This is a genomic window from Stenotrophomonas riyadhensis, assembly GCF_040256885.1.
Classification (GTDB): Bacteria; Pseudomonadota; Gammaproteobacteria; order Xanthomonadales; family Xanthomonadaceae; genus Stenotrophomonas; species Stenotrophomonas riyadhensis.
Genome location: NZ_CP155568.1, coordinates 4,488,920 through 4,509,006, shown reverse-complemented (window position 1 = coordinate 4,509,006; position 20,087 = coordinate 4,488,920). Strand labels below are relative to the sequence as shown.

General features: G+C 68.1%; 22 protein-coding genes. All 22 read left to right on the top strand.

Translation table 11 applies throughout. From position 1 onward, the window contains the following. Positions 1-5 precede the first annotated feature (5 nt). The 22 genes from SriyCCGPB3_RS20800 to SriyCCGPB3_RS20695 all read left to right on the top strand — a co-directional run bounded on the left by SriyCCGPB3_RS20800 (position 6) and on the right by SriyCCGPB3_RS20695 (position 20,086). Positions 6-401, top strand: coding sequence for a hypothetical protein (locus SriyCCGPB3_RS20800; RefSeq protein ID WP_164162183.1), 396 nt, complete (start codon positions 6-8; stop codon positions 399-401). A 166-nt stretch (positions 402-567) separates the two neighbouring features. Continuing rightward, the gene (locus tag SriyCCGPB3_RS20795) at positions 568-1,965 is read left to right on the top strand and encodes a cytochrome ubiquinol oxidase subunit I (RefSeq protein WP_350259677.1); all 1,398 of its coding nucleotides are present in this window, start codon (positions 568-570) and stop codon (positions 1,963-1,965) included. 1 nt (position 1,966) lies between these two features. Beyond that, positions 1,967-2,980, top strand: coding sequence for a cytochrome d ubiquinol oxidase subunit II (cydB, locus tag SriyCCGPB3_RS20790; protein WP_005414876.1), 1,014 nt, complete (start codon positions 1,967-1,969; stop codon positions 2,978-2,980). A gap of 217 nt (positions 2,981-3,197) precedes the next feature. Beyond that, a complete protein-coding gene (locus SriyCCGPB3_RS20785) occupies positions 3,198-3,941 on the top strand; it encodes a beta-ketoacyl synthase chain length factor (RefSeq protein ID WP_164162180.1) in 744 nt (247 codons plus the stop codon). Further along, positions 3,934-4,731: a lysophospholipid acyltransferase family protein gene (locus tag SriyCCGPB3_RS20780; RefSeq protein WP_110714395.1), complete on the top strand. Its 798-nt coding sequence runs from the start codon at positions 3,934-3,936 to the stop codon at positions 4,729-4,731. The genes SriyCCGPB3_RS20785 and SriyCCGPB3_RS20780 overlap by 8 nt, the downstream gene beginning before the upstream one ends. After that, positions 4,718-4,975, top strand: a complete 258-nt coding sequence (locus tag SriyCCGPB3_RS20775) for a phosphopantetheine-binding protein (protein WP_005411610.1) — start codon at positions 4,718-4,720, stop codon at positions 4,973-4,975. Before SriyCCGPB3_RS20780 ends, SriyCCGPB3_RS20775 begins: the two co-directional genes overlap by 14 nt. A 17-nt stretch (positions 4,976-4,992) precedes the next feature. Continuing rightward, the gene (locus SriyCCGPB3_RS20770) at positions 4,993-5,250 is read left to right on the top strand and encodes an acyl carrier protein (protein ID WP_005411609.1); all 258 of its coding nucleotides are present in this window, start codon (positions 4,993-4,995) and stop codon (positions 5,248-5,250) included. Between the two features lie 22 nt (positions 5,251-5,272). After that, positions 5,273-5,824 (top strand): hypothetical protein, encoded by a 552-nt coding sequence (locus SriyCCGPB3_RS20765; protein WP_132811025.1) that lies wholly within the window; start codon positions 5,273-5,275, stop codon positions 5,822-5,824. Beyond that, the gene (locus tag SriyCCGPB3_RS20760) at positions 5,817-7,502 is read left to right on the top strand and encodes an AMP-binding protein (protein ID WP_153854816.1); all 1,686 of its coding nucleotides are present in this window, start codon (positions 5,817-5,819) and stop codon (positions 7,500-7,502) included. The genes SriyCCGPB3_RS20765 and SriyCCGPB3_RS20760 overlap by 8 nt, the downstream gene beginning before the upstream one ends. Next, complete coding sequence (locus SriyCCGPB3_RS20755; protein ID WP_350259676.1) at positions 7,492-8,262, top strand: glycosyltransferase family 2 protein; 771 nt, start codon at positions 7,492-7,494, stop codon at positions 8,260-8,262. Before SriyCCGPB3_RS20760 ends, SriyCCGPB3_RS20755 begins: the two co-directional genes overlap by 11 nt. A 1-nt stretch (position 8,263) precedes the next feature. Continuing rightward, positions 8,264-9,205, top strand: coding sequence for an acyltransferase (locus SriyCCGPB3_RS20750; protein ID WP_110714117.1), 942 nt, complete (start codon positions 8,264-8,266; stop codon positions 9,203-9,205). Next, entirely contained in the window at positions 9,195-10,745 is a 1,551-nt protein-coding gene (locus tag SriyCCGPB3_RS20745) for an HAL/PAL/TAL family ammonia-lyase (protein ID WP_153854814.1), read from the top strand. Before SriyCCGPB3_RS20750 ends, SriyCCGPB3_RS20745 begins: the two co-directional genes overlap by 11 nt. Further along, complete coding sequence (locus tag SriyCCGPB3_RS20740; RefSeq protein WP_153854813.1) at positions 10,732-11,163, top strand: acyl-CoA thioesterase; 432 nt, start codon at positions 10,732-10,734, stop codon at positions 11,161-11,163. Before SriyCCGPB3_RS20745 ends, SriyCCGPB3_RS20740 begins: the two co-directional genes overlap by 14 nt. Continuing rightward, positions 11,160-11,789, top strand: a complete 630-nt coding sequence (locus SriyCCGPB3_RS20735) for an outer membrane lipoprotein carrier protein LolA (RefSeq protein ID WP_153854812.1) — start codon at positions 11,160-11,162, stop codon at positions 11,787-11,789. The genes SriyCCGPB3_RS20740 and SriyCCGPB3_RS20735 overlap by 4 nt, the downstream gene beginning before the upstream one ends. Beyond that, positions 11,761-14,136, top strand: coding sequence for an MMPL family transporter (locus tag SriyCCGPB3_RS20730; protein WP_153854811.1), 2,376 nt, complete (start codon positions 11,761-11,763; stop codon positions 14,134-14,136). The genes SriyCCGPB3_RS20735 and SriyCCGPB3_RS20730 overlap by 29 nt, the downstream gene beginning before the upstream one ends. Positions 14,137-14,189: 53 nt before the next feature. Continuing rightward, positions 14,190-15,440 carry an NAD(P)/FAD-dependent oxidoreductase gene (locus tag SriyCCGPB3_RS20725; protein ID WP_153854810.1) on the top strand — a complete coding sequence of 417 codons (1,251 nt, stop codon included), beginning with the start codon at positions 14,190-14,192 and terminating at the stop codon, positions 15,438-15,440. Continuing rightward, positions 15,428-15,985 carry a DUF3261 domain-containing protein gene (locus SriyCCGPB3_RS20720; protein ID WP_110714111.1) on the top strand — a complete coding sequence of 186 codons (558 nt, stop codon included), beginning with the start codon at positions 15,428-15,430 and terminating at the stop codon, positions 15,983-15,985. Before SriyCCGPB3_RS20725 ends, SriyCCGPB3_RS20720 begins: the two co-directional genes overlap by 13 nt. Continuing rightward, a complete protein-coding gene (locus tag SriyCCGPB3_RS20715; protein WP_153854809.1) occupies positions 15,982-17,166 on the top strand; it encodes a beta-ketoacyl-ACP synthase in 1,185 nt (394 codons plus the stop codon). Before SriyCCGPB3_RS20720 ends, SriyCCGPB3_RS20715 begins: the two co-directional genes overlap by 4 nt. Beyond that, a complete protein-coding gene (locus SriyCCGPB3_RS20710) occupies positions 17,163-17,618 on the top strand; it encodes an ApeP family dehydratase (RefSeq protein WP_110714109.1) in 456 nt (151 codons plus the stop codon). Before SriyCCGPB3_RS20715 ends, SriyCCGPB3_RS20710 begins: the two co-directional genes overlap by 4 nt. Further along, positions 17,615-18,346 carry a 3-ketoacyl-ACP reductase FabG2 gene (locus SriyCCGPB3_RS20705; protein ID WP_153854808.1) on the top strand — a complete coding sequence of 244 codons (732 nt, stop codon included), beginning with the start codon at positions 17,615-17,617 and terminating at the stop codon, positions 18,344-18,346. The genes SriyCCGPB3_RS20710 and SriyCCGPB3_RS20705 overlap by 4 nt, the downstream gene beginning before the upstream one ends. After that, complete coding sequence (locus SriyCCGPB3_RS20700; RefSeq protein ID WP_110714107.1) at positions 18,346-19,584, top strand: beta-ketoacyl-ACP synthase; 1,239 nt, start codon at positions 18,346-18,348, stop codon at positions 19,582-19,584. The genes SriyCCGPB3_RS20705 and SriyCCGPB3_RS20700 overlap by 1 nt, the downstream gene beginning before the upstream one ends. 61 nt (positions 19,585-19,645) lie before the next feature. Then, positions 19,646-20,086, top strand: coding sequence for a hypothetical protein (locus tag SriyCCGPB3_RS20695; RefSeq protein ID WP_014038922.1), 441 nt, complete (start codon positions 19,646-19,648; stop codon positions 20,084-20,086). The last annotated feature ends 1 nt before the right edge of the window (position 20,087 follow it).

Genomic DNA, 20,087 nt, shown 5'->3' with positions numbered 1-20,087 from the left:
CGCATATGCGGAAAGTCTCAACGGCGGTTCTCCTGTCTGCGGTCGTGCTTGGCTTCGTCTACGGCTACTTCCGATTCATGCAGAGCGATGAATTGGGAGCGAAGTATGAGAACTCCCTGCTGCAGGCAATGAACGCACGCTATGAAAACTCCGAGCATACGAAGAGCCTCATAGCAGAGCGTATGGCCGATGGGACCGATTCCGATGTGATCGGGCTGCCACGTGCTGGGGTTGCGAGAGGCTATGTATGGTTCATCGCCAATCCGAAAAGTGTCCCCCTCGTCAAGAAGATGCCTGCTGACTCGAACTATCGTTTAAGTGAGGCGCAGATCGAGGAGATTGCGTTGAGGGTCCGATTGGACCCCGCGATCAGGGGATACCTGCTGGAGAATCGTCAATGATGAATCGACTGGGGGCCAATGGCCCCCAGCGCTGAGGACGGTTCATCACTTCCCCGGCCGGTCCCTGCGACAAAGTGAAGCAGCGCGTCACCCGGTCGCATCCCGGCTTAACGAAATCCTCCTAAAGTGGTCCGGTATCCCACCGGTCACAGGCAGGAGGCGTCCCTTGGACGCGTTGTTGTTGTCCCGGATCCAGTTCGGATTCGTCATCAGTTTCCACGTGCTGTTCCCCGCCTTCACCATTGGTACGGCCAGCTGGCTGGCCTTCATCGAATGGCGGTGGCTGCGCACGAAGTTGCCCGTGTGGCGCGAGCTGTATTTCTTCTGGCAGAAGATCTTCGCCGTGTCGTTCGGCATGGGCGTGGTCAGCGGCATCGTCATGGCCTTCCAGTTCGGAACCAACTGGCCACGATTGAGCGAAGTGGCCGGCACGGTCATCGGTCCGTTGCTGACCTATGAAGTGCTGACCGCGTTCTTCCTGGAAGCCAGCTTCCTCGGCGTGATGATGTTCGGCTGGGGCCGGGTCTCGCCACGCCTGCATTTCCTGTCCACCTGCATGGTGGCGCTGGGCACGCTGTTCTCCACGTTCTGGATCCTGTCGTCCAACAGCTGGCTGCATACGCCGGCCGGCTACGAGATGGTCAACGGCATCGTGCATCCGGTGGACTGGTGGCAGGTGGTGTTCAACCCCTCGTTCCCCTATCGCCTGGCGCACATGGCGCTGGGTTCGTTCATCACCACCTGTTTCGTGATTGGTGGCGTGGGCGCGTGGTACCTGCGCAAGGGCACGCACGTGGAAGCGGGGCGGCGCATGCTGATCGCGGCGGTGGCGTTCGCCGCACTGACCTTGCCGGTACAGATCTTCGTCGGCGACATGCATGGCCTGAACACGCTCAAGCATCAGCCGATGAAGATCGCGGCGATGGAGGCGCATTGGCATGAAACCAAGGAAGGCGAGGGCGTGCCGCTGGTGGTGTTCGCGCTGCCGAACGAGAAGGAAGAGCGCAACGACTTCGAAGTGGCCATCCCGAAGCTGGGCAGCGTCATCCTCACCCACAGCCTGGACGGCACCTTCGATCCGCTCACCTCGGTGCCGGCCAGCGAACGTCCGCCGGTGACGCCGGTGTTCTTCGCCTTCCGCATCATGGTCGGGCTGGGCACGTTGATGCTGCTGCTGGCCTGGGTGTCAGCGTTCCAGCTGTGGCGCAGGAAGCTGCTGGATTCGCCGTGGCTGCTGCGCGGCTGGAACTGGATGCTGCCCAGCGGTTTCATCGCACTGCTGTCCGGTTGGTTCGTCACCGAGATGGGGCGCCAGCCGTGGGTGGTGTATGGCGTGCTGCGCACCGCCGATGCGGTGGGGCCACAGAGCGCGTGGATGACCGCGCTGTCGCTGGGCGTCTATGTGGTTGGCTACGCCTTCGTGTTCGGTTGGGGCATCTGGTACCTGGTGAAGATCCTGCGGCATGGGCCGCAGCCGTATGCCGAGGGGCCGTCGCTGGACCATGGCAGCCATACCCCGGCACGTCCGTTGTCGGCCGCCGACGAACCGCTGGAGGAGCGCTGACATGGACCTGATGACCTGGCTGCCGGTGGCGTGGTTCGCGGTGATCGGCTTCGGCGTGCTGATGTACGTGGTGCTGGACGGCTTCGTGCTCGGCATCGGCATCCTTGCCCCGTTCGCCGAGGACGAGGAACAGCTGGACCTGATGATGAACACCGCCGCGCCGATCTGGGACGGCAACGAGACCTGGCTGGTACTGGGTGGCGCCGGCCTGCTGGCGGCGTTCCCCAAGGCGTACGCAGTTCTACTGTCGGCGCTGTACCTGCCGGTGCTGCTGCTGGTGGTGGCACTGGTATTCCGCGGCGTGGCCTTCGAGTTCCGCTTCAAGGCGCATCGATCGCGCCGGTTGTGGAGCGTGGCGTTCGGCCTCGGTTCGCTGCTGGCCACGTTCGCCCAGGGCGTGATCCTCGGCACCCTGGTGCAGGGCATCCCGCTGGTGGACGGCGTCTATCAGGGCGGGCCGTTCGCCTGGTTCAGCCCGTTTGCGATGCTGACCGGCGCCGCGCTGGTGGCCGGCTATGCGCTGCTGGGCAGCACCTGGCTGATCCTGAAGACCGAAGGGCGCGTGCAGGCGCTGGCGCGGCAGATGACCCGGCCGCTGGTGGTGGCGGTGATCGCGGCGATGGGCCTGGTCAGCAGCTGGCTGCCGTTCCTCGATTCGCGCCTGATGGCGCGCTGGTTCAGCGACGGCAACTTCTGGTGGCTCTCGCCGGTGCCGTTGCTGACCCTGGCGGTGGCCGCCGCGCTGTGGCGCAGTGCCACCCACCCGCGCCGTGACCTGCCGCCGTTCCTGCTCAGCCTGGCCCTGTTCGTGCTCGGCTTCCTCGGCCTGGTGCTGGGCATGTGGCCTTATCTGCTGCCACCGTCGATGACCCTGTGGCAGGCCGCCGCGCCGGCGTCGTCGCTGGGCTTCACGCTGGTCGGGCTGGTCATATTGCTGCCGGTCATCCTCGGCTATACGGCGTGGTCCTACCGGGTATTCCGCGGCAAGGTGCACGCCGACACCGGTTACCACTGATCGATTGAACACGGGGCCTGCCGTTGCCGGGCCCCGTGTTGGGGAATGTGAAACCTGCACACTCTGGGCGGGACGTGCTAGCGTGCGCTCCTTTCCGGCGGCCAGGGGGGCAGCCGGCGACGTCCTGGACGGACGCACGGCTGCAGGAACGGGGGGCCGCCGCGCGTCGCCGTAGTGGCTCGTGCCTATCGTTCTCCCGTTGAAGCACCATCGCTAAATGATCGAATTCTCCATCGTCGACTGGGCCGCCTGGGCGCCCGGCCTGAGTGAGCGTAGCCAGTGGCTGGGCTGGGCCGATGCGCCGTACCTGCCGCACGGCGGGGACACGCCGGCGCTGGCCGAAGTGCCAGCGATGCAGCGCCGCCGCATCGAGCGGCTGGGCCGGATGGCGATCCAGGCCGCGTGCTGGTGCGAGGATGGACAGGGCGCGGACAGTGACGTGCCGCTGGTGTTCGCCAGCCGCCACGGCGACGTGGCCCGTTCGATGGACCTGCTGGGCGCGCTGGTTGGCGAGCAGCCGCTGTCGCCGACCGGATTCGGCCTGTCCGTGCACAACGCGATCGCCGCGCTGTACTCCATCGCCCGCGGCCACCGCGGCAATTACCTGGCGCTGGCCGCCGGGCAGGCGACGGTGGAGGCGGCCTGCCTGGAAGCCGCTGGCCTGCTGGCCGAGGGTGCCCGCGAGGTGCGGGTGGTGGTCTATGAATCGCCACTTCCACAGATTTACGCGACGTTCGCCGACGAACCTGACCCGTTCTTTGCATGGTGCTGGCGCCTGACTGCCCCGGCAGAGGGCTGGCCGACGCTGTCGCTGCAGTGGCATCCGGCGGAAGGCCAGGCCACCACCGCGCCAGGTCTGTTGCCGCATGCGCTGGACCTGCACCGGTTCCTGTTGTCCGGTGCGCCGGCGCTGGAGCATGTCGCTCATGGCCAGCGCTGGTGCTGGGGGCGCCGTGGCTGAGGCGCTGCGCCGCCTCGATCATGCCTGGCGGGTGTTTGGCACCGGCCTGAGCTTTGTCGCATTCGGCGTGGGCGGCCTGCTGCTGGGCGTGCTGGTGATGCCGGTGCTGCTGCTGATGCGCGACCCGGTGGTCCGCCGCCGCCGGGCCCGCCGCGTGGTCCAGGTCGCCTTTGCCAGCCACCTGCGCCTGATGCGCGCGCTGGGGGTGATGACCTACCAGATCGAGGGCGGTGAACGCCTGCAGCGCGACGGTCTGCTGGTGCTGGCCAATCACCCGACCCTGATCGACGTGGTCTGCCTGATCTCGCTGCTGCCCAACGCCGACTGCGTGGTGAAGCGGGCCGTGGCCTGCAACCCGTTCATGCGCGGCCCGGTGCGGGCGGCCGGCTACATCGCCAACGATGACGGCGCCGGCCTGGTTGATGACTGCGTGGCGGCGGTGCATGCCGGCGGCACCCTGGTGATCTTCCCGGAGGGCACCCGCAGCGTGCCCGGACAGCCTCCGCGGCTGCAGCGCGGGGCCGCCAACATCGCCGTACGGGGCCGGCTGGACATCACCCCGGTGCGGATCACCTGTACCCCACCCACGTTGACCAAGGGACAGAAGTGGTATCGTGTCCCCTCACGTCGCTTTCACGTTCGGCTGCAGATCGGCGAAGATATCCCGATCGCGCCCTTCCTGGCCGATGACGACTCGCCAAGGGGGGATGCCTTGGCAGCACGCCGCGTCACCGAGCACCTTTCTCGTTACTTCGACCTGTCTGGAGATCCGAACCGTGCAAGCACTTGAGCACGAGATCAAGGAATTGATCATTTCCTCGCTTTCGCTGGAGGACATCACGCCGGAGGACATCGATCCGACCGCGCCGCTGTTCGTGGAGGGCCTCGGCCTGGATTCGATCGACGCGCTGGAGCTGGGCCTGGCGCTGCAGAAGAAGTACGGTGTCAGCCTCTCGGCCGATTCGGAAGAAACCCGTCGCCATTTCTCCAGCGTGCGCGCGCTCGGCGAGTTCGTCGCCGCCCGCCAGTCGTAACGGCGCCAGGAATTGCCATGACCAAGAATGAACTGTTCGAACGCATCGTCAGCATCCTGACCGACAGCTTCGAGATCGAAACCGCCCGGATCACCCCCGAGGCCCGCCTGTACGACGACCTGGACATCGACAGCATCGATGCGGTCGACCTGATCGTTCAGCTGAAGCCGCTGCTCGGCCGCAACCTGCAGCCGGAAGCGTTCAAGGCCGTGCGCACCGTGCAGGACATCGTCGATGTCGTGCATGGACTGCTGCCGGACCAGGCAGCCGCCTGACCGCAGCGCCGGCGGCTTCGCCATGGCTCGCGCACGTACCGTCGTGGTGGCAGCGATTTCGCTTGCCTATCCACTGCTGGTGTACCTGGCGATGGGCCGTTTCGAGCCGCGCTGGCTGTCGCTGCTGCTGTTCACCCTGGCCCTGCTGCGTGCGCTGAGCACGCGACAGCCACTGTGGTGGGCGGCCGCCGCCGGCACCGGCCTGCTGGCGGTGCTGGCCACCGTGCTCAACCAGGCCCTGCCGTTGAAGCTGTACCCGGCGCTGGTCAATGCGGTGATGCTGGCGGTGTTTGGCACCAGCCTGCGTTTCGGGCCTCCGCTGGTGGAGCGCCTGGCGCGGCTGCAGGAGCCGGACCTGCCCCCGTTCGCGGTGGCCTATACCCGCCGCGTCACCCAGGTGTGGTGCGGTTTCTTCGTTTTCAACGGCAGCCTGGCCCTGCTGACCGCGCTGTACGCGTCGGACAGGGTCTGGATGCTCTACAACGGATTGTTGGCGTACGTGATGATGGGCGTGTTGTTCGCAGGTGAGTGGCTGGTGCGGCGGCGGGTGAAGGCGGCGCACGCACATGGCTGAGTGGATCGCCCTGGACCGGCTGCTGCTGGAGGCACGGCCGCAGCGCGGCGTCGGCCTCTGCGACGGCGAGGTGGTCGACCACGCCGGCTTCCGCCAGCGGGTGCTGGCCTGGCGCGGCGCCTTTGCGGCAGCCGAAGGCCGTGACTGGGCTCTGTACTTCGATGACGCGGTGGCCTTCGCCGCGGCGCTGTTTGGTGCCTGGCATGCCGGCAAGCGGGTGTTCCTGGCCGCCGACAACCTGCCGGCCACGCTGCAGGCGCTGCAGTCGCAGGTAAGCGGCTTCGCAGGCGACGTGTCCGCCGATTACCGCCCGTTGATGGCGCGGGACGCCGCCCTGGATGACGAACTGCAGGCGCTGGACGAGCGTGCCTGCGAACTGTGCGTGTTCACCTCCGGCAGCACCGGCCAGCCGAGCGCGATCGGCAAGCGCCTGGACCAGCTGGCGCGCGAGGTGGAGGCGCTGCAGGCTGCGTTCGGCACGCAGCTGGAGGGCGTGCAGGTGCATGGCACAGTGTCGCACCAGCACATCTATGGCCTGTTGTTCCGCGTGCTGTGGCCGCTGGCTGCCGGCCGCCTGATCCACCCGCGCCGGTTCTTCCACGAAGACCTGGTGGCGGCGCTGTCCGGTACCGACACGGTGCTGGTGGCGACCCCGGCCCATCTCAAACGCCTGCCTGAGCAGCTTGACTGGGCCAGCCTGCAGGGCCGCCTGCGCGCGGTCTTCTCCTCCGGTGGCCCGCTGCCGGAAGAAGCCGCACGCCAGGTGCGGCAGTGGCTGGGCGTGGCCCCGACCGAGGTCTATGGCAGCAGCGAGACCGGCGGCATCGCCTGGCGCCGCTGGGACACCGACCTGCCGCCGTGGCAGCCGCTGCCCGGCGTGCAGTGGCGCATCGAGGAGGGCTGCCTGGCGGTGGCCTCTGCACATCTGGAAACCCCGGATTGGTGGCGTACCCAGGACCGCGTTGAAGCGTTGGCCGATGGCCGCTTCCGCCTGCTGGGCCGCGCCGACCGCATCGTCAAGATTGAAGAGCGCCGCGTTTCGCTGGATGCACTGGAACGTGCGTTGCGCGAAGACACCGAAGTGGATGACGTGCGCGTGCTGGTGCTGCCCGGGCAGCGCGAGCAGCTGGCCGCCGTGGTGGTGCCGGCTGACCCGGCATTGCTGGCCGGTGGCGATGCCGCGCGTCGCGCGCTCGCGCAACGTCTGGGGGCACGCCTGGCACAGGGCCATGACGCCGTCACCCGGCCGCGCCGCTGGCGACTGGTGCAGGCGCTGCCGATCAACGCACAGGGCAAGGTCACCCAGGCGGCACTGGCAGCGCTGTTCCAACCGCTGATGCCGGTGCCGGTCTGGGATCACCGCGATGCGGCCAGCGCTACATTGCGCATGACCCTCGATCCCGCGTTGCGGCCGTTCCTGGGCCACTTCCCGCAGGCGGCGATCCTGCCCGGCGTGGCACAGCTGGACTGGGCGGTACGTTTTGGCCGCCAGGTGTTCGCGATGCCGGCAGTGTTCCTGCGCATGGATGCGGTGAAGTTCCAGCACGTGGCCCGCCCGGGCGATGAGCTGACCCTGCAGCTGGACTGGGATGCCGCACGCAACGTGCTGGCCTTCCGCTACACCTCCAGCCATGGTGTGCATGCCAGCGGCAAGGTGGTTTTCGCCGATGCGGACTGACCCGGCCGGTGCCGGTGCCGCGTTCGCGCCACTGGTGGTGATTCCCGTCTACGACCACGAGCACGCCATCGCGGCGGTGGTCGACGGCGTGCAGGCCGCCGGCCTGCCGTGCCTGCTGGTCGACGATGGCTCGCATGAGGCGTGCGCGGCAGCACTGCGTTCGCTGGCACAGCGCCAGGGGGTCGACCTGCTGCGCCTGGACATCAACCAGGGCAAGGGCGGGGCGATGCTGGCCGGTTTCGCCGAGGCGGCCGCGCGTGGCTACAGCCACGTGCTGCAGATCGATGCCGACGGCCAGCACGACACCCGCGATCTACCGCGCTTCATCGAGGCCGCGCGCGTGCATCCGGATGCGGTGATCTGCGGTATCCCCGCCTACGACGCCAGCGTGCCGAAGGCGCGTCTGTACGGCCGCTACGCCACCCACATCTGGGTCTGGATCAACACGCTGTCGCTGCACCTGCGCGACACCATGTGCGGCTTCCGCGTGTATCCGCTGCCGCCGGTACTGCGCCTGATCGGTGAAGAAACCATCGGCCGGCGCATGGATTTCGATACCGAAGTGATGGTGCGCCTGTACTGGCGGCAGGTGCCGGTCGAGCATCTGGCCACCCGCGTGACCTATCCCTCCGATGGCGTGTCGCACTTCGATGTGTGGCGCGACAACGTGCGCATCAGCCGTATGCATACCCGCCTGTTCTTCGGCATGCTCTGGCGCGCACCGCGCCTGTTGTGGCGCCGCCTGTGGGGGCGGCGCTGAGATGGCTGCCGCGCAGGGTGCCCCGCACTGGGCCGACATCGGCGAATCGACGTCGGTGGCCGGCGTGCTGTTCCTGTGCTGGGTGCACCGCTGGTTCGGGCGCTGGCCGTTCCGCCTGTGCGTGTGGCCGGTGGTGGCCTGCCATTGGCTGGGCAACCGCGTCGGCCGCCAGGCCTCGATGCAGTACCTGCAGCGCCTGCAGGCGCACAGTGGTGCGCTGGGTCGCGCGCCGACCCGGGGTGACAGCCTGCGCCACTTCTTCGCGTTTGCCGACACGATGCTGGACAAGATCCTGGGCCTGGGCGGGCGCTATCCGGCCGAACGCATCCACCTGCATCGCGACCTGGTGCTGGAGAAGATCGCGCGCCGCGAAGGCGGGCTGATCCTCACTGCGCACATCGGCTGCCTGGAACTGTGCCAGGTGCTGGCCGAACAGGTGCCGGGCTTCCGCATCACCGTGCTGGTGCATACCGCGCACGCGCAGCGCTTCAACCGCCTGCTGCAGCGGCTGGACCCACTGGCAGCGGTGGAACTGGTGCAGGTAACCGAAATGGGCCCGGCCACGGCGGTGATGCTGGCCGAGCGCGTGGCGGCGGGTGGCTTCGTCGCCATCGTCGGCGACCGCACGCCGGTGCAGGGCGGCCGCAGCGTCACCGCCGATTTCCTTGGCCACCGCGCGCCGTTCCCGATCGGCGCCTATGTGCTCGCCGCCGCGCTGGGTTGCCCGGTCTACACCATGGCCTGCCTGCACCAGGGCGAGGGCTATCGCGTGGCATTCGAACAGTTCGCCGAACGCATCGTGCTGCCGCGTGGCTCGCGCGACGCCGCACTGGCCGAACAGGCGCAGCGCTTCGCGCGCTGGCTGGAACTCCAGGTCATCCAGTCCCCGTTGGACTGGTTCAATTTCTTCCCCTTCTGGGATCAGGCTCCGCATGACGACTGACGCCGTACCCGTGTGCCGCTTTGGCGATGCACCGTTGACCATCGAAGATGTGGTTGCCCTGGCCCAGCGCCAGTGCGAGGCCGCGCTGAGCGACGCGCCGGCGTTCCGCGCGCACATCCAGCGCGGTGCCGACTTCCTTGATCGCCTGCTGCGCGAGGACGGTGTGATCTACGGTGTGACCACCGGCTATGGCGATTCGTGCACGGTGAACATCCCGCCGGCGCTGGTGGCTGAGCTGCCACACCACCTGTACACCTACCATGGCTGTGGCCTGGGCCGTTACCTGGACCCGGTAGAGACCCGTGCGGTGCTGGCCGCGCGCCTGGCCTCGCTGGTGCGCGGCATGTCCGGTGTCAGCGTGCCGCTGCTGGAAGGCCTGGCCACGCTGCTGCAGCACGACGTGCTGCCGCTGATTCCGGCCGAAGGCTCGGTGGGTGCCAGCGGTGACCTGACGCCGCTGTCGTACGTGGCGGCGGTGCTGTGCGGCGAGCGCGAGGTGCTGCACGACGGTCGCGTGCAGCCGGCGGCCGAGGTGCTGGCGAAGATCGGCATGACCCCGCTGAAGCTGCGGCCGAAGGAAGGCCTGGCGATCATGAACGGTACCGCGGTGATGACCGGCCTGGCCTGCCTGGCCTGGCAGCGCGCCGACTACCTGGCGCGCATGGCCACGCGCCTGACCGCGTTCAACGTGCTGTCCAGCGACGGCAATGCGCACCACTTCGACGAAACCCTGTTCGCAGCCAAGCCGCATCCTGGCCAGGGCCGCATCGCCGCGCGCCTGCGCAGCGACCTGCACAGTGAGCGTCCGCCGCGCAATGAACAGCGCCTGCAGGACCGCTACTCGCTGCGCTGCGCGCCGCATGTGATCGGCGTGCTGGAGGACAGCCTGCCGTTCCTGCGCCAGCTGATCGAAACCGAACTGAACAGCGCCAACGACAACCCGCTGATCGATGCCGACGGCGAGCGCATCCTGCATGGCGGCCACTTCTACGGCGGCCACATCGCGCTGGCGATGGACACCCTGAAGAACACCGTGGCCAACGTTGCCGATCTGCTCGACCGGCAGCTGGCGCTGGTGGTCGATGCCCGTTACAACCATGGCCTGCCGGCCAACCTGTCGGCGGCCACTGGCCCGCGCGCGGCCATCAACCATGGCCTGAAGGCGCTGCAGATCAGCGTGTCGGCCTGGACTGCCGAAGCGCTGAAGCAGACCATGCCGGCCAGTGTGTTCTCGCGTTCCACCGAGTGCCACAACCAGGACAAGGTCAGCATGGGCACCATTGCCGCGCGCGATTGCCTGCGCGTGATCGAGCTGACTGAACAGGTGGTGGCCGCGATGCTGATCGCTGCCCGCCAGGGCCTGGCGCTGCGCGAACGGGTTGGCCTGAACGCGCAGCTGCATGGCAGTCTGGCCGACATGTACGCCGACCTGGGGCAGCGCATCGCCCTGGTTGAAGAAGACCGCGCGCTGGATCGCGAACTGCGGGAACTGCTGGTGGAGATCCGCGCGCAACGTTGGGAGCTGTATGCCGGTGAATGAGGCCATCGAACGGGTTGGCGAGATTGCGTTGACCCCCGCCTTCCATGACTGCGATCCGATGAATGTGGTCTGGCATGGCAACTACTTCAAGTACTTCGAGATCGCGCGCTGCGCGCTGCTCGGCCGCTACGACTACGACTACCCGCAGATGCTTGAATCGGGCTACCTGTGGCCGCTGGTCGATGCGCGGGTGAAGTACGTGCGTCCGTTGCTGTTCAACCAGGCCCTGCGCGTGATCGCGCGCATCGTGGAATGGGAGAACCGGCTGAAGATCGAGTACGAAATTCTCGATGCGCAGAGCGGCCAGGTGCTGACCCGTGCGATGACCATCCAGGTTGCGGTGGACGCGACCAGCAAGGAAATGCTGTACCAGTGCCCGCCGGTACTGTGGGAACGCCTGGGAGTGCCTGCGCCATGAACCGAGCCAACCGTTTTGCGCGCGCACTGCTGTGCGCGTTGCTGCTGCTGGCCGCACCGCTGGTGCAGGCCGCCGACCCCGCCATCGATGCGATTACCCAGGCGGTGGCGCGGCCGGACGTGCTGCGCGGCCAGTTCAGCCAGGAAAAGCAGGTCAGCGGCTTCAAGAACCCGCTGCGCTCGCAGGGCCGGTTCGTGGTCGCGCGCCAGCACGGCGTGATCTGGACCACGCTCAAGCCGTTCCCTTCCGAAGTAGTGGTCACCGCCGACCGCATCCTCAGTCGCCAGCGCGATGGCAGCACCCGTGTCGAGCTCGATGCACGGCAGCAGCCGGCGATGCGTTCGGTGAACGCGATCATGTTCGCGCTGATGAGTGGCGACGTGCAGGCGCTGTCCAGCCAGTTCAACGTGGCGGCCAGCCGTGAAGGACAGGGCTGGCGGCTGCGCCTGACGCCGAAGTCGGCGATGCTGGCCAAGGCTTTCGAATCGCTGACCCTGCAGGGTGACCGCTACGTGCGCCAGGTCGAGATCGTGGAGGCCAACAAGGACCGCACGCAGATCCAGTTCAGCGCATTGAGCGAGACGCCGGCCACGCTCAATGCCGACGAGGCGCGCCGCTTTGAGTGAGGGTGCCGCATCGAACGCACCGGAGCGGTTGCGGCGCTGGTGGCACTTGCTGGGCATTGCCTGGCTGCTGGTGCTGCTGGTGATGGGCGCGCAGCAGTGGCGCCTGTGGAGCCAGCAATCGCGGATCGACACCGACATCCTCGCCCTGCTGCCGCAGGATGCACACGACCGCCTGTTGAGCGATGTCACCCGGCGCATCGCCGATGGCAGTTCGCGGCAGGTGGTGGTGCTGCTGGGCAGCAAGGACGGCGCTGCCGCCAAGCGTGCGCAGGCGGCTTTTGCCGCGGCCATGGCCAAGGACGCCGATCACGCCTTGCTGGTGCCCAGCGGCTCGATCGAAGGCTGGTTCGATGAGGCGCGCGCGTTCTACGCGCCGTACCGTGACCGCCTGCTGACCCCGGCCCAGCGCGAGCAGCTGCAGGGCAGCGAGCCGGGCGCGTTGGCCGAACAGGCGTTGGCCGCGCTGTACGGCCCGATGGGCGCGCCGCGCCTGACCGACTGGCGGCAGGACCCGTTGTCGCTGTGGCCGCAGTGGTGGCAGCAGCAGGCGCAGGGTTCGGGACTGCGGCTGGGTGATGACGGCCTGCTCGAAGCCGAGGACAGGCATTGGGCCGCGCTGCAGTTCGACACGCCGGGTTCGGCGTTCCAGCTCGACGGCGAACGCCATCTTGACGGCCTGCTGGAACGTGCCGGGCAGGCAGCAAAAGCGGCCGCTCCGGATCTGGAGATCCTGCATGCCGGCGTGCCGCTGCATGCCGAAGCGGCCGCGGTGCAGGCCAACCAGGAGATCAACACGATCGGTTGGGGCTCACTGGCGGCGGTACTGCTGCTGGTGTGGCTGGCGTTCCGTTCGCTGCGGCCGATCCTGCTGGTGGCCGCGTCATTGCTGATCGGCTGTGGCGTGGCGCTGGCGGTGACCGTGCTGGTATTCGGCAAGGTGCACGTGCTGACCCTGGTGTTCGGTGCATCGCTGGTGGGCGTGGCCGAGGATTACGGCATCCACTGGTTCGCTTCGCGCCAGGCCGAGCCGGCTGATCGTCGCTGGAAACTGCTGCGGCACCTGCTGCCTGGCCTCTGGCTGGCGCTGCTGACCAGTGCGCTGGCCTACCTGGCATTGGGCCTGGCCCCGTTCCCGGGCCTGCGCCAGATGGCGCTGTTCTCAGTGGTCGGCCTGGCTGCCGCCTTCCTTACGGTGATCTTCTGGTTCCCGTGGCTGGATGGCGGTGAGATCCGCCAGACCCGTTTCTCGCAGTGGCTGGGCAACACGCTGGAGCGCTTCCCGCGGTTGCATGGCCGTCGCCCGGTGACGGTGTTCGTGGTGATCACGCTGGCGCTGTCTGCCATCGGCATCGCCCGCCTGCACAGCAACGACGACCTGCGCAGCCTGCAGTCTTCGCCGCCGGCGCTGATGGCGCAGCAGATCCGCCTGAGCCAGCTGCTGGGCATGCCCAGCCCGGCGCAGTTCTACCTGGTGCAGGGTGCGGACGCCGCGCAGCTGCTGCAGCGTGAGGAAGCGCTGACCGAACGCCTGCGTGTGCTGGCCAACGACAAGCGCATTGGTGGCTACCGCGCGATCAGCGACTGGCTGCCGTCGCCGGCACGCCAGCAGGCCGATGCCGCGCTGACCGCGAAGGTGGAACCGGGCGTGCTGGATGCGGTGTCCGAGGCGGTCGGCGAACCGCTGCCGCGCCCGGACTTCGCCGCGAAGGCACTGACCGCAGAGGCGTTCCTGGCCTCGCCGGCGTCGCAGCCGTTCCGTCATCTGTGGGTGGGTGAGGTCGGTGGGCAGATGATCAGCGTGGTGATGGTCGATGACCTGTCGCGCGCCGATGCGCTGGCCACCCTGCAGGGCGCGGCCGAAGGCCTGCCGGGCGTGCGCTGGGTGGATCGCACCGCCGACTTCTCCATGCTGCTGGGCCACTACCGCAAGCTGATGGGCGGGCTGCTGCTGGTCGGCATCGTGCTGGTGTTCGGCGCGCTGTGGCTGCGCTACCGCCGCCAGGCCTGGCGCGTGTTTGCGCCGACCCTGATTGCCGGTGCGCTGACCCTGGGCCTGCTGGGCCTGTTCGGCCAGCCGCTGCAGCTGTTCAACGTACTGGCACTGATGCTGCTGCTGGGCATGGGCATCGACTACGGCATCTTCCTGATCGAGCACCGTGGCGATGCCAGCGCCTGGCTGGCGGTGTGCGTGGGCGCGGCCAGCACCTGGTTGTCGTTCGGCCTGCTGGGCCTGTCGCAGACCCCGGCGCTGCGCGCGTTCGGCCTGACCCTGCTGTTCGGCATCGGCCTGGTCTGGCTGATCTCGCCGCTGTTCAGGCCGCCGCCGCACGACCTGCCGTCGGCCTGAGCCTGTTTCCCGACTTCCTTCTTTCCACTTGATCGAGCAACAAGGACGCACCGATGAATACTGCTGTGGATGCTGTCGAACGTACTGAAATCCTGATCATCGGTGCGGGCCCGGCCGGCTCGGTGGCCGCCGCGATGCTGCGCCAGCAGGGTCGCCAGGTGCTGATGCTGGAGCGTCAGCAGTTCCCGCGCTTCTCGATCGGTGAAAGCCTGCTGCCGCAAAGCATGGAGTACATCGAAGCGGCAGGCCTGCTGCAGGACGTGGTCGAGGCCGGGTTCCAGCACAAGAACGGCGCCGCTTTCGTGCATGGCGAGGCGCGTACCGCGTTCGACTTCAGGAAGAAGTTCTCGCCGGGTTGGGGTACCACCTACCAGGTGCAGCGCGCCGACTTCGACAACGTGCTGGCGCGCGGTGCCGAGCGCATGGGCACTACGCTGCGCTTCGGCGATGAAGTGCTTGCGGTCGAGCCGGGCGAGCATCCGGCGGTGACCGTGCGTCGTCCGGATGGCAGCGAGTACCGCATCGAGGCCGATTTCATCCTCGACGCCTCCGGCTTCGCGCGCCTGCTGCCGCGCCTGCTGCAGCTGGAATCGCCGTCCAACTTCCCGGTGCGCGGGGCGATCTTCTGCCACGTGCGCGACAACATTCCGGCCGAAGCGGACTTCGATCGCAACAAGATCCTGATCACCACCCATCCCGAGCACATCGACGTCTGGTACTGGACGATCCCGTTCTCCAACGGCTGCTGCTCGCTGGGCGTGGTCGCCGAGCCGTCGTTCTTCGAGCGCTACGAAGGCGACGACCTGCAGAAGCTGCAGGCCATCGTCGGCGAGGACCCCAACCTGACCCGGCTGCTGGCCAACGCCGAATGGGCGGTGCTGCCGGTGCGGCGGATCACCGGTTACTCGGCCAATGTCAGTTCGCTGTGGGGCCGGGGCTACGCCCTGCTGGGCAATGCCGGCGAGTTCCTCGACCCGGTGTTCTCCTCCGGCGTCACCATCGCCTTCAAGTCCGCGCAGCTGGCCAGCGAGTGCCTGGCGCGCCGCTATGCCGGCGAAACCGTCGACTGGGAAGCCGACTTCTCGATCCCGCTGCGCGCCGGTGTGAAGACCTTCCGCCGCTTCGTCGAAAGCTGGTACGAAGGCGGTTTCCAGAAGATCATCTACCACCCGCAGCAGCAGCCTGAAGTGCGCGACATGATCAGCTCCATCCTGGCCGGCTACGCCTGGGACACCAACAACCCGTACGTGGCCGACGAAAGCGGCCGCCGCATGCGCGTGCTGGAGCAGCTGTGCAGCGCCTGATCGCCCGTACTGCAGCGCTGTTGCTGTGCCTGCTGCTGGCCGCGTGTGCCGGCCGCATGCCCAAGCCATTGGTGGAGCTGCCGCCGCTGCGCCTGTCACCGGCCAGCCTGCCGGCGCCGCTGGCGCTGCAGCAGCAGCTGCATTTCCGCTTCGGCACGCATGAGCGCGACCTGGATGCTCTGCTGGAAGCCGATGCGCAGCAGGTGCAGCTGGCGGTGCAGGCGATGGGCCAGACCGGCGTGCGCCTGCAGTGGGACGGCCAGCAGCTGACCCAGCAGCGCGCGCCGTGGCTGCCGCCGCAGGTGCGTGCCGAGCGCGTACTGGATGACCTGCAGTTCGCGCTGTGGCCGACCGCGGCCATCGCCGCCGCGTTGCCGGCAGGTTGGCAGGTCAGCGATGACGGCCATCAGCGCAGCCTGTCGCGCGACGGCACGGTGTGGCTGCAGCTGCAGCGCCTGGACGATGGCAGTGTGCAGTTGGACAACCGCGCCGAAGGCTACGCGCTGCGCATCGAATCGATCGACATGGCCGGGCCGGACCGATGAGTGCACCGATCTACCTGAACGACCTGGGCGTGGTCTGTGCGCTCGGCGATGGCCGCGCCGCGGTGGCCTCGGCCATGTTCGCCGATGTGCCGGGCGGCCTCAGCGACAACGACAGCCTGCTGCCGGGGCGCACCCTGGCACTGGGCGAAGTGCGCACGCCGCTGCCGGCGCTGGAGGACCTGCCGGTGCCCCTGCGCGGGCGCAACAACGCGCTACTGGACGTGGCACTGGCGCAGATCGCACCGGCAGTGGCCGCCGCGATCGCCCGCCATGGCGCCGAGCGCGTGGCGGTGGTGCTGGGCACCAGCACCTCGGGCATCGGTGAATCCGAGCAGGCCCTGCGCAGCCACGCCGAGCAGGGCCAGTGGCCGACCGGGTTCGACTATGCCCAGCAGGAAATGGGCACCGCCGCGCAGTTCGTGCGCCAGCGCAGCGGCGCGCAGGGGCCGGCATGGACCCTGTCCACCGCCTGTTCGTCCAGCGCCAAGGCGCTGATGTCGGCCGCGCGCATGCTGCGCGCCGGCATCGTCGATGCGGTGATTGCCGGCGGTGCCGATTCGCTGTGCCGCTTCACCGTGGCCGGCTTCAGCGCGTTGGAATCGGTGTCGGCCCTGCGCTGCAATCCGTTCTCGCAGCACCGCGCCGGCATCAACATCGGCGAGGGCGCCGCGCTGTTCCTGCTTACCCGCGAGCCGGGTCCGGTGTGCCTGGCCGGGTGGGGCGAATCGGCTGATGCCCATCACATGTCGGCGCCGGATCCGCAGGGGCTGGGCGCCATCGACGCGCTGCAGCAGGCACTGCTGCGTGCGGGCTGGGGCGCCGACGAAGTGGACTACGTGAACCTGCATGGCACCGCCACCGGGCACAACGATGCGATGGAAAGCCTGGCGGTCTCGCAGGTGCTGGGCAATGGCGTACCGGCCAGCTCCACCAAGCCGTTGACCGGCCATACGCTGGGCGCTTCGGGTGCGATCGAGGCAGCGCTGTGCTGGATCCTGCTGGCCGAGAACCCGCAGCAGCAGCTGCCACCGCACTGGTGGGACGGCGTGGCCGACCCCGCACTGCCGGTGCTGCCGCTGGTCGCGCCGGGCTCCCGCCTGGCGCAGGCGCCGCGGCGGGTGCTGAGCAATTCGTTCGCCTTCGGCGGCAGCAATGCCGTGCTGGCGCTGGAGCGCCGATGAACACCCTGTACGCGATCGAGGACGTGGTGCCGCACCGTCAGGACATGTGCCTGCTGGAGCGCATCACGCAGTGGGACCAGGAGGCCATCGAGGCCGAACTGGTGGTGCCCGAAGCCGGGCTGTTCGTGGAGAACGGCGAAGTGCCGGCGTGGGTCGGCATCGAATACATGGCGCAGGCCATCGCGGCCTGGGCCGGTTGCCGTGCACGTGCGGCCGGCAATCCGCCGCAGCTCGGCTTCCTGCTTGGCAGCCGGCGCTACAGCAGCCGCTGCAGCGGCTTTCCCAGTGGCACCCGGCTGCGCGTACAGGCGCGCTGCGAGCTGTTGGGCGACAATGGATTGGGGATGTTCGCCTGCCGCATCCTGGCGGGCGAGGACGAATGGGCGACAGCCAACGTGTCGGTGTTCGAGCCGGCCGACGCGATGGCCTATCTGGAGAGTGGACAGGCATGACAGGGAATCGAAGTGTGCTGGTGACCGGCGCCAGCCGGGGCATCGGCCGGGCCATTGCGCTGCGCATCGCGCGCGATGGCTTCGACGTGGTGGTGCATTGCCGCAGCCGCCTGGAAGAAGCACAGGCCGTGGTGGCCGAGATCCAGGCCTTGGGCCAGCAGGCCCGCGTGCTGGCGTTCGACGTAGCCGACCGCGAGGCCGCACGCGCGGCGCTGGAGGCCGATGTCGAAGCGCACGGCGCGTACTACGGCGTGGTCTGCAACGCCGGCATCGCCCGTGATGGCGCCTTCCCGGCGCTGTCGGCGGACGATTGGGACCAGGTGATCCACACCAATCTGGATGGCTTCTACAACGTACTGCATCCGTTGATCATGCCGATGGTGCGGCGGCGCAAGCCCGGTCGCATCGTCACCCTGTCGTCGGTGTCCGGCCTGGCCGGCAACCGCGGGCAGGTCAACTACAGCGCCGCCAAGGCCGGCATCATCGGTGCCACCAAGGCGCTGGCACTGGAACTGGCCAGCCGCCAGATCACCGTCAACTGCGTGGCCCCGGGCCTGATCGAGACCGAAATGCTCAACGATGAAGTGATCGAACACGCGCTCAAGCTGATTCCCGCCGGCCGCGTCGGTCGTCCCGACGAAGTGGCGGCCACGGTGGCGTTCCTGCTGTCCGAGCCGGCCGGCTACATCACCCGCCAGGTGATCTCGGTGAACGGAGGCATGCTCTGATGGCTGCCGATCGTCGCGTGGTGGTCACCGGTGCCGCTGCCATCAGTCCGCTCGGCCACGACTGGCCCACCATCGAAGCGCACCTGCGCAGCTGCCGCAATGCCGTGCGCACGATGCCCGAATGGGATGTCTACGCTGGCCTGAACACCAAGCTGGCCGCGCCGGCGCAGGACTTCGAGCTGCCGCCGAACTACAACCGCAAGACCACCCGCTCGATGGGCAAGGTCGCGATCATGTCGGTGCGCGCCACCGAGGTGGCACTGCGCGAGGCTGGCCTGCACGAGCACCCGGTGCTGCGCAGTGGCCGTACCGGCGTGGCCTACGGCTCGTCCTCGGGCAGCCACGAGGCCACCGGCGAATTCGGGCGCATGCTCAACGAATTCACCACCGAAGGCATCAGTGCCACCACCTACCTGAAGATGATGAGCCACACCGCGCCGGTCAACATCGGTGTGTTCTTTGGTTTGTCCGGACGCGTCTACACCACCTCCAGTGCCTGCACCTCGGGCAGCCAGGGCGTGGGCGCGGCCTATGAGGCCATCCGCAGCGGCAAGCAGACGGTGATGGTGGCCGGCGGTGCCGAGCAGCTCGATGCCACCGCCGCGGCGGTGTTCGACACCCTGTTCGCCACCAGCGTGCGCAACGATGCACCACAGACCACCCCGCGCCCGTTCGATGCCGGCCGTGATGGCCTGGTGCTGGGCGAGGGCGCCTGCACGCTGATCCTGGAAGACCTGGAGCACGCGCAGGCGCGTGGCGCCACCATCCTTGCCGAGGTGGTCGGCTACGGCACCAACAGCGATGGCCAGCACGTCACCCAGCCCAGTGCCGACACCATGGCCCAGGCCATGCGCCTGGCGCTGGAGGATGCCGGGCTGGACGCGGCGCAGATCGACTACGTCAACGCCCACGGCACCGCCACCGACCACGGTGACATCGCCGAGACCCAGGCGACCGCGCAGGTGTTCGGCAGCCGCATCCCGATCAGCTCGCTGAAGAGCTATGTCGGCCACATGCTGGGTGCCTGCGGCGCGTTCGAGGCCTGGCTGAGCATCGAGATGATGCGCGCCGGCTGGTTCGCGCCCACCCTGAACCTGGCCGAGGTCGATCCGCGCTGTGGCCAGCTCGACTTCATCACCGGGCAGGGCCGCGAACTGCAGGCCGAATACGTGATGAGCAACAACTTCGCCTTCGGCGGCATCAACACCTCGCTGGTGTTCCGCCGCTGGCGCGAGTGATCCACCGCTTCACTGCACTGTTTCCGCTACCCACCCGCACCCTCGACAAGGAGATGTTCCGATGCGCCGCACCCTGATGATCGCCACGGCCACCGCGCTGCTGGCCCTGACCTCCACCGCCTCCGCCCGCGATACCCGCGTCGAGCAGTCCCTGCAGGAGCTGGTCAGCTCGCAGGCTGCCAAGGACGCCGGCATCGACGGCAGCGTGCGCTTCTACCTGGCGGGACAGCCGGTGAGCGTGCAGCAGCGCCTGGGCGAAGACGTGACCAACAAGAAGACCAACGCCGCCAACAAGAGCGACGCGGAGGCCTGCCGCTGGGTTGCGCTGTCGGCGCTGCGCGCGCTGCAGGACGGCGCCAGGTCGCGCGGCGCCAACGCGGTGGTCGACATCGTCAGCTATTACAAGAAGAACGAGTTCAAGAGCACGACCAACTACGAGTGCTGGGCCGGCACCTTCGTCGCCGGTGTGGCGCTGAAGGGCACCTACGCCAAGGTCAAGTAAG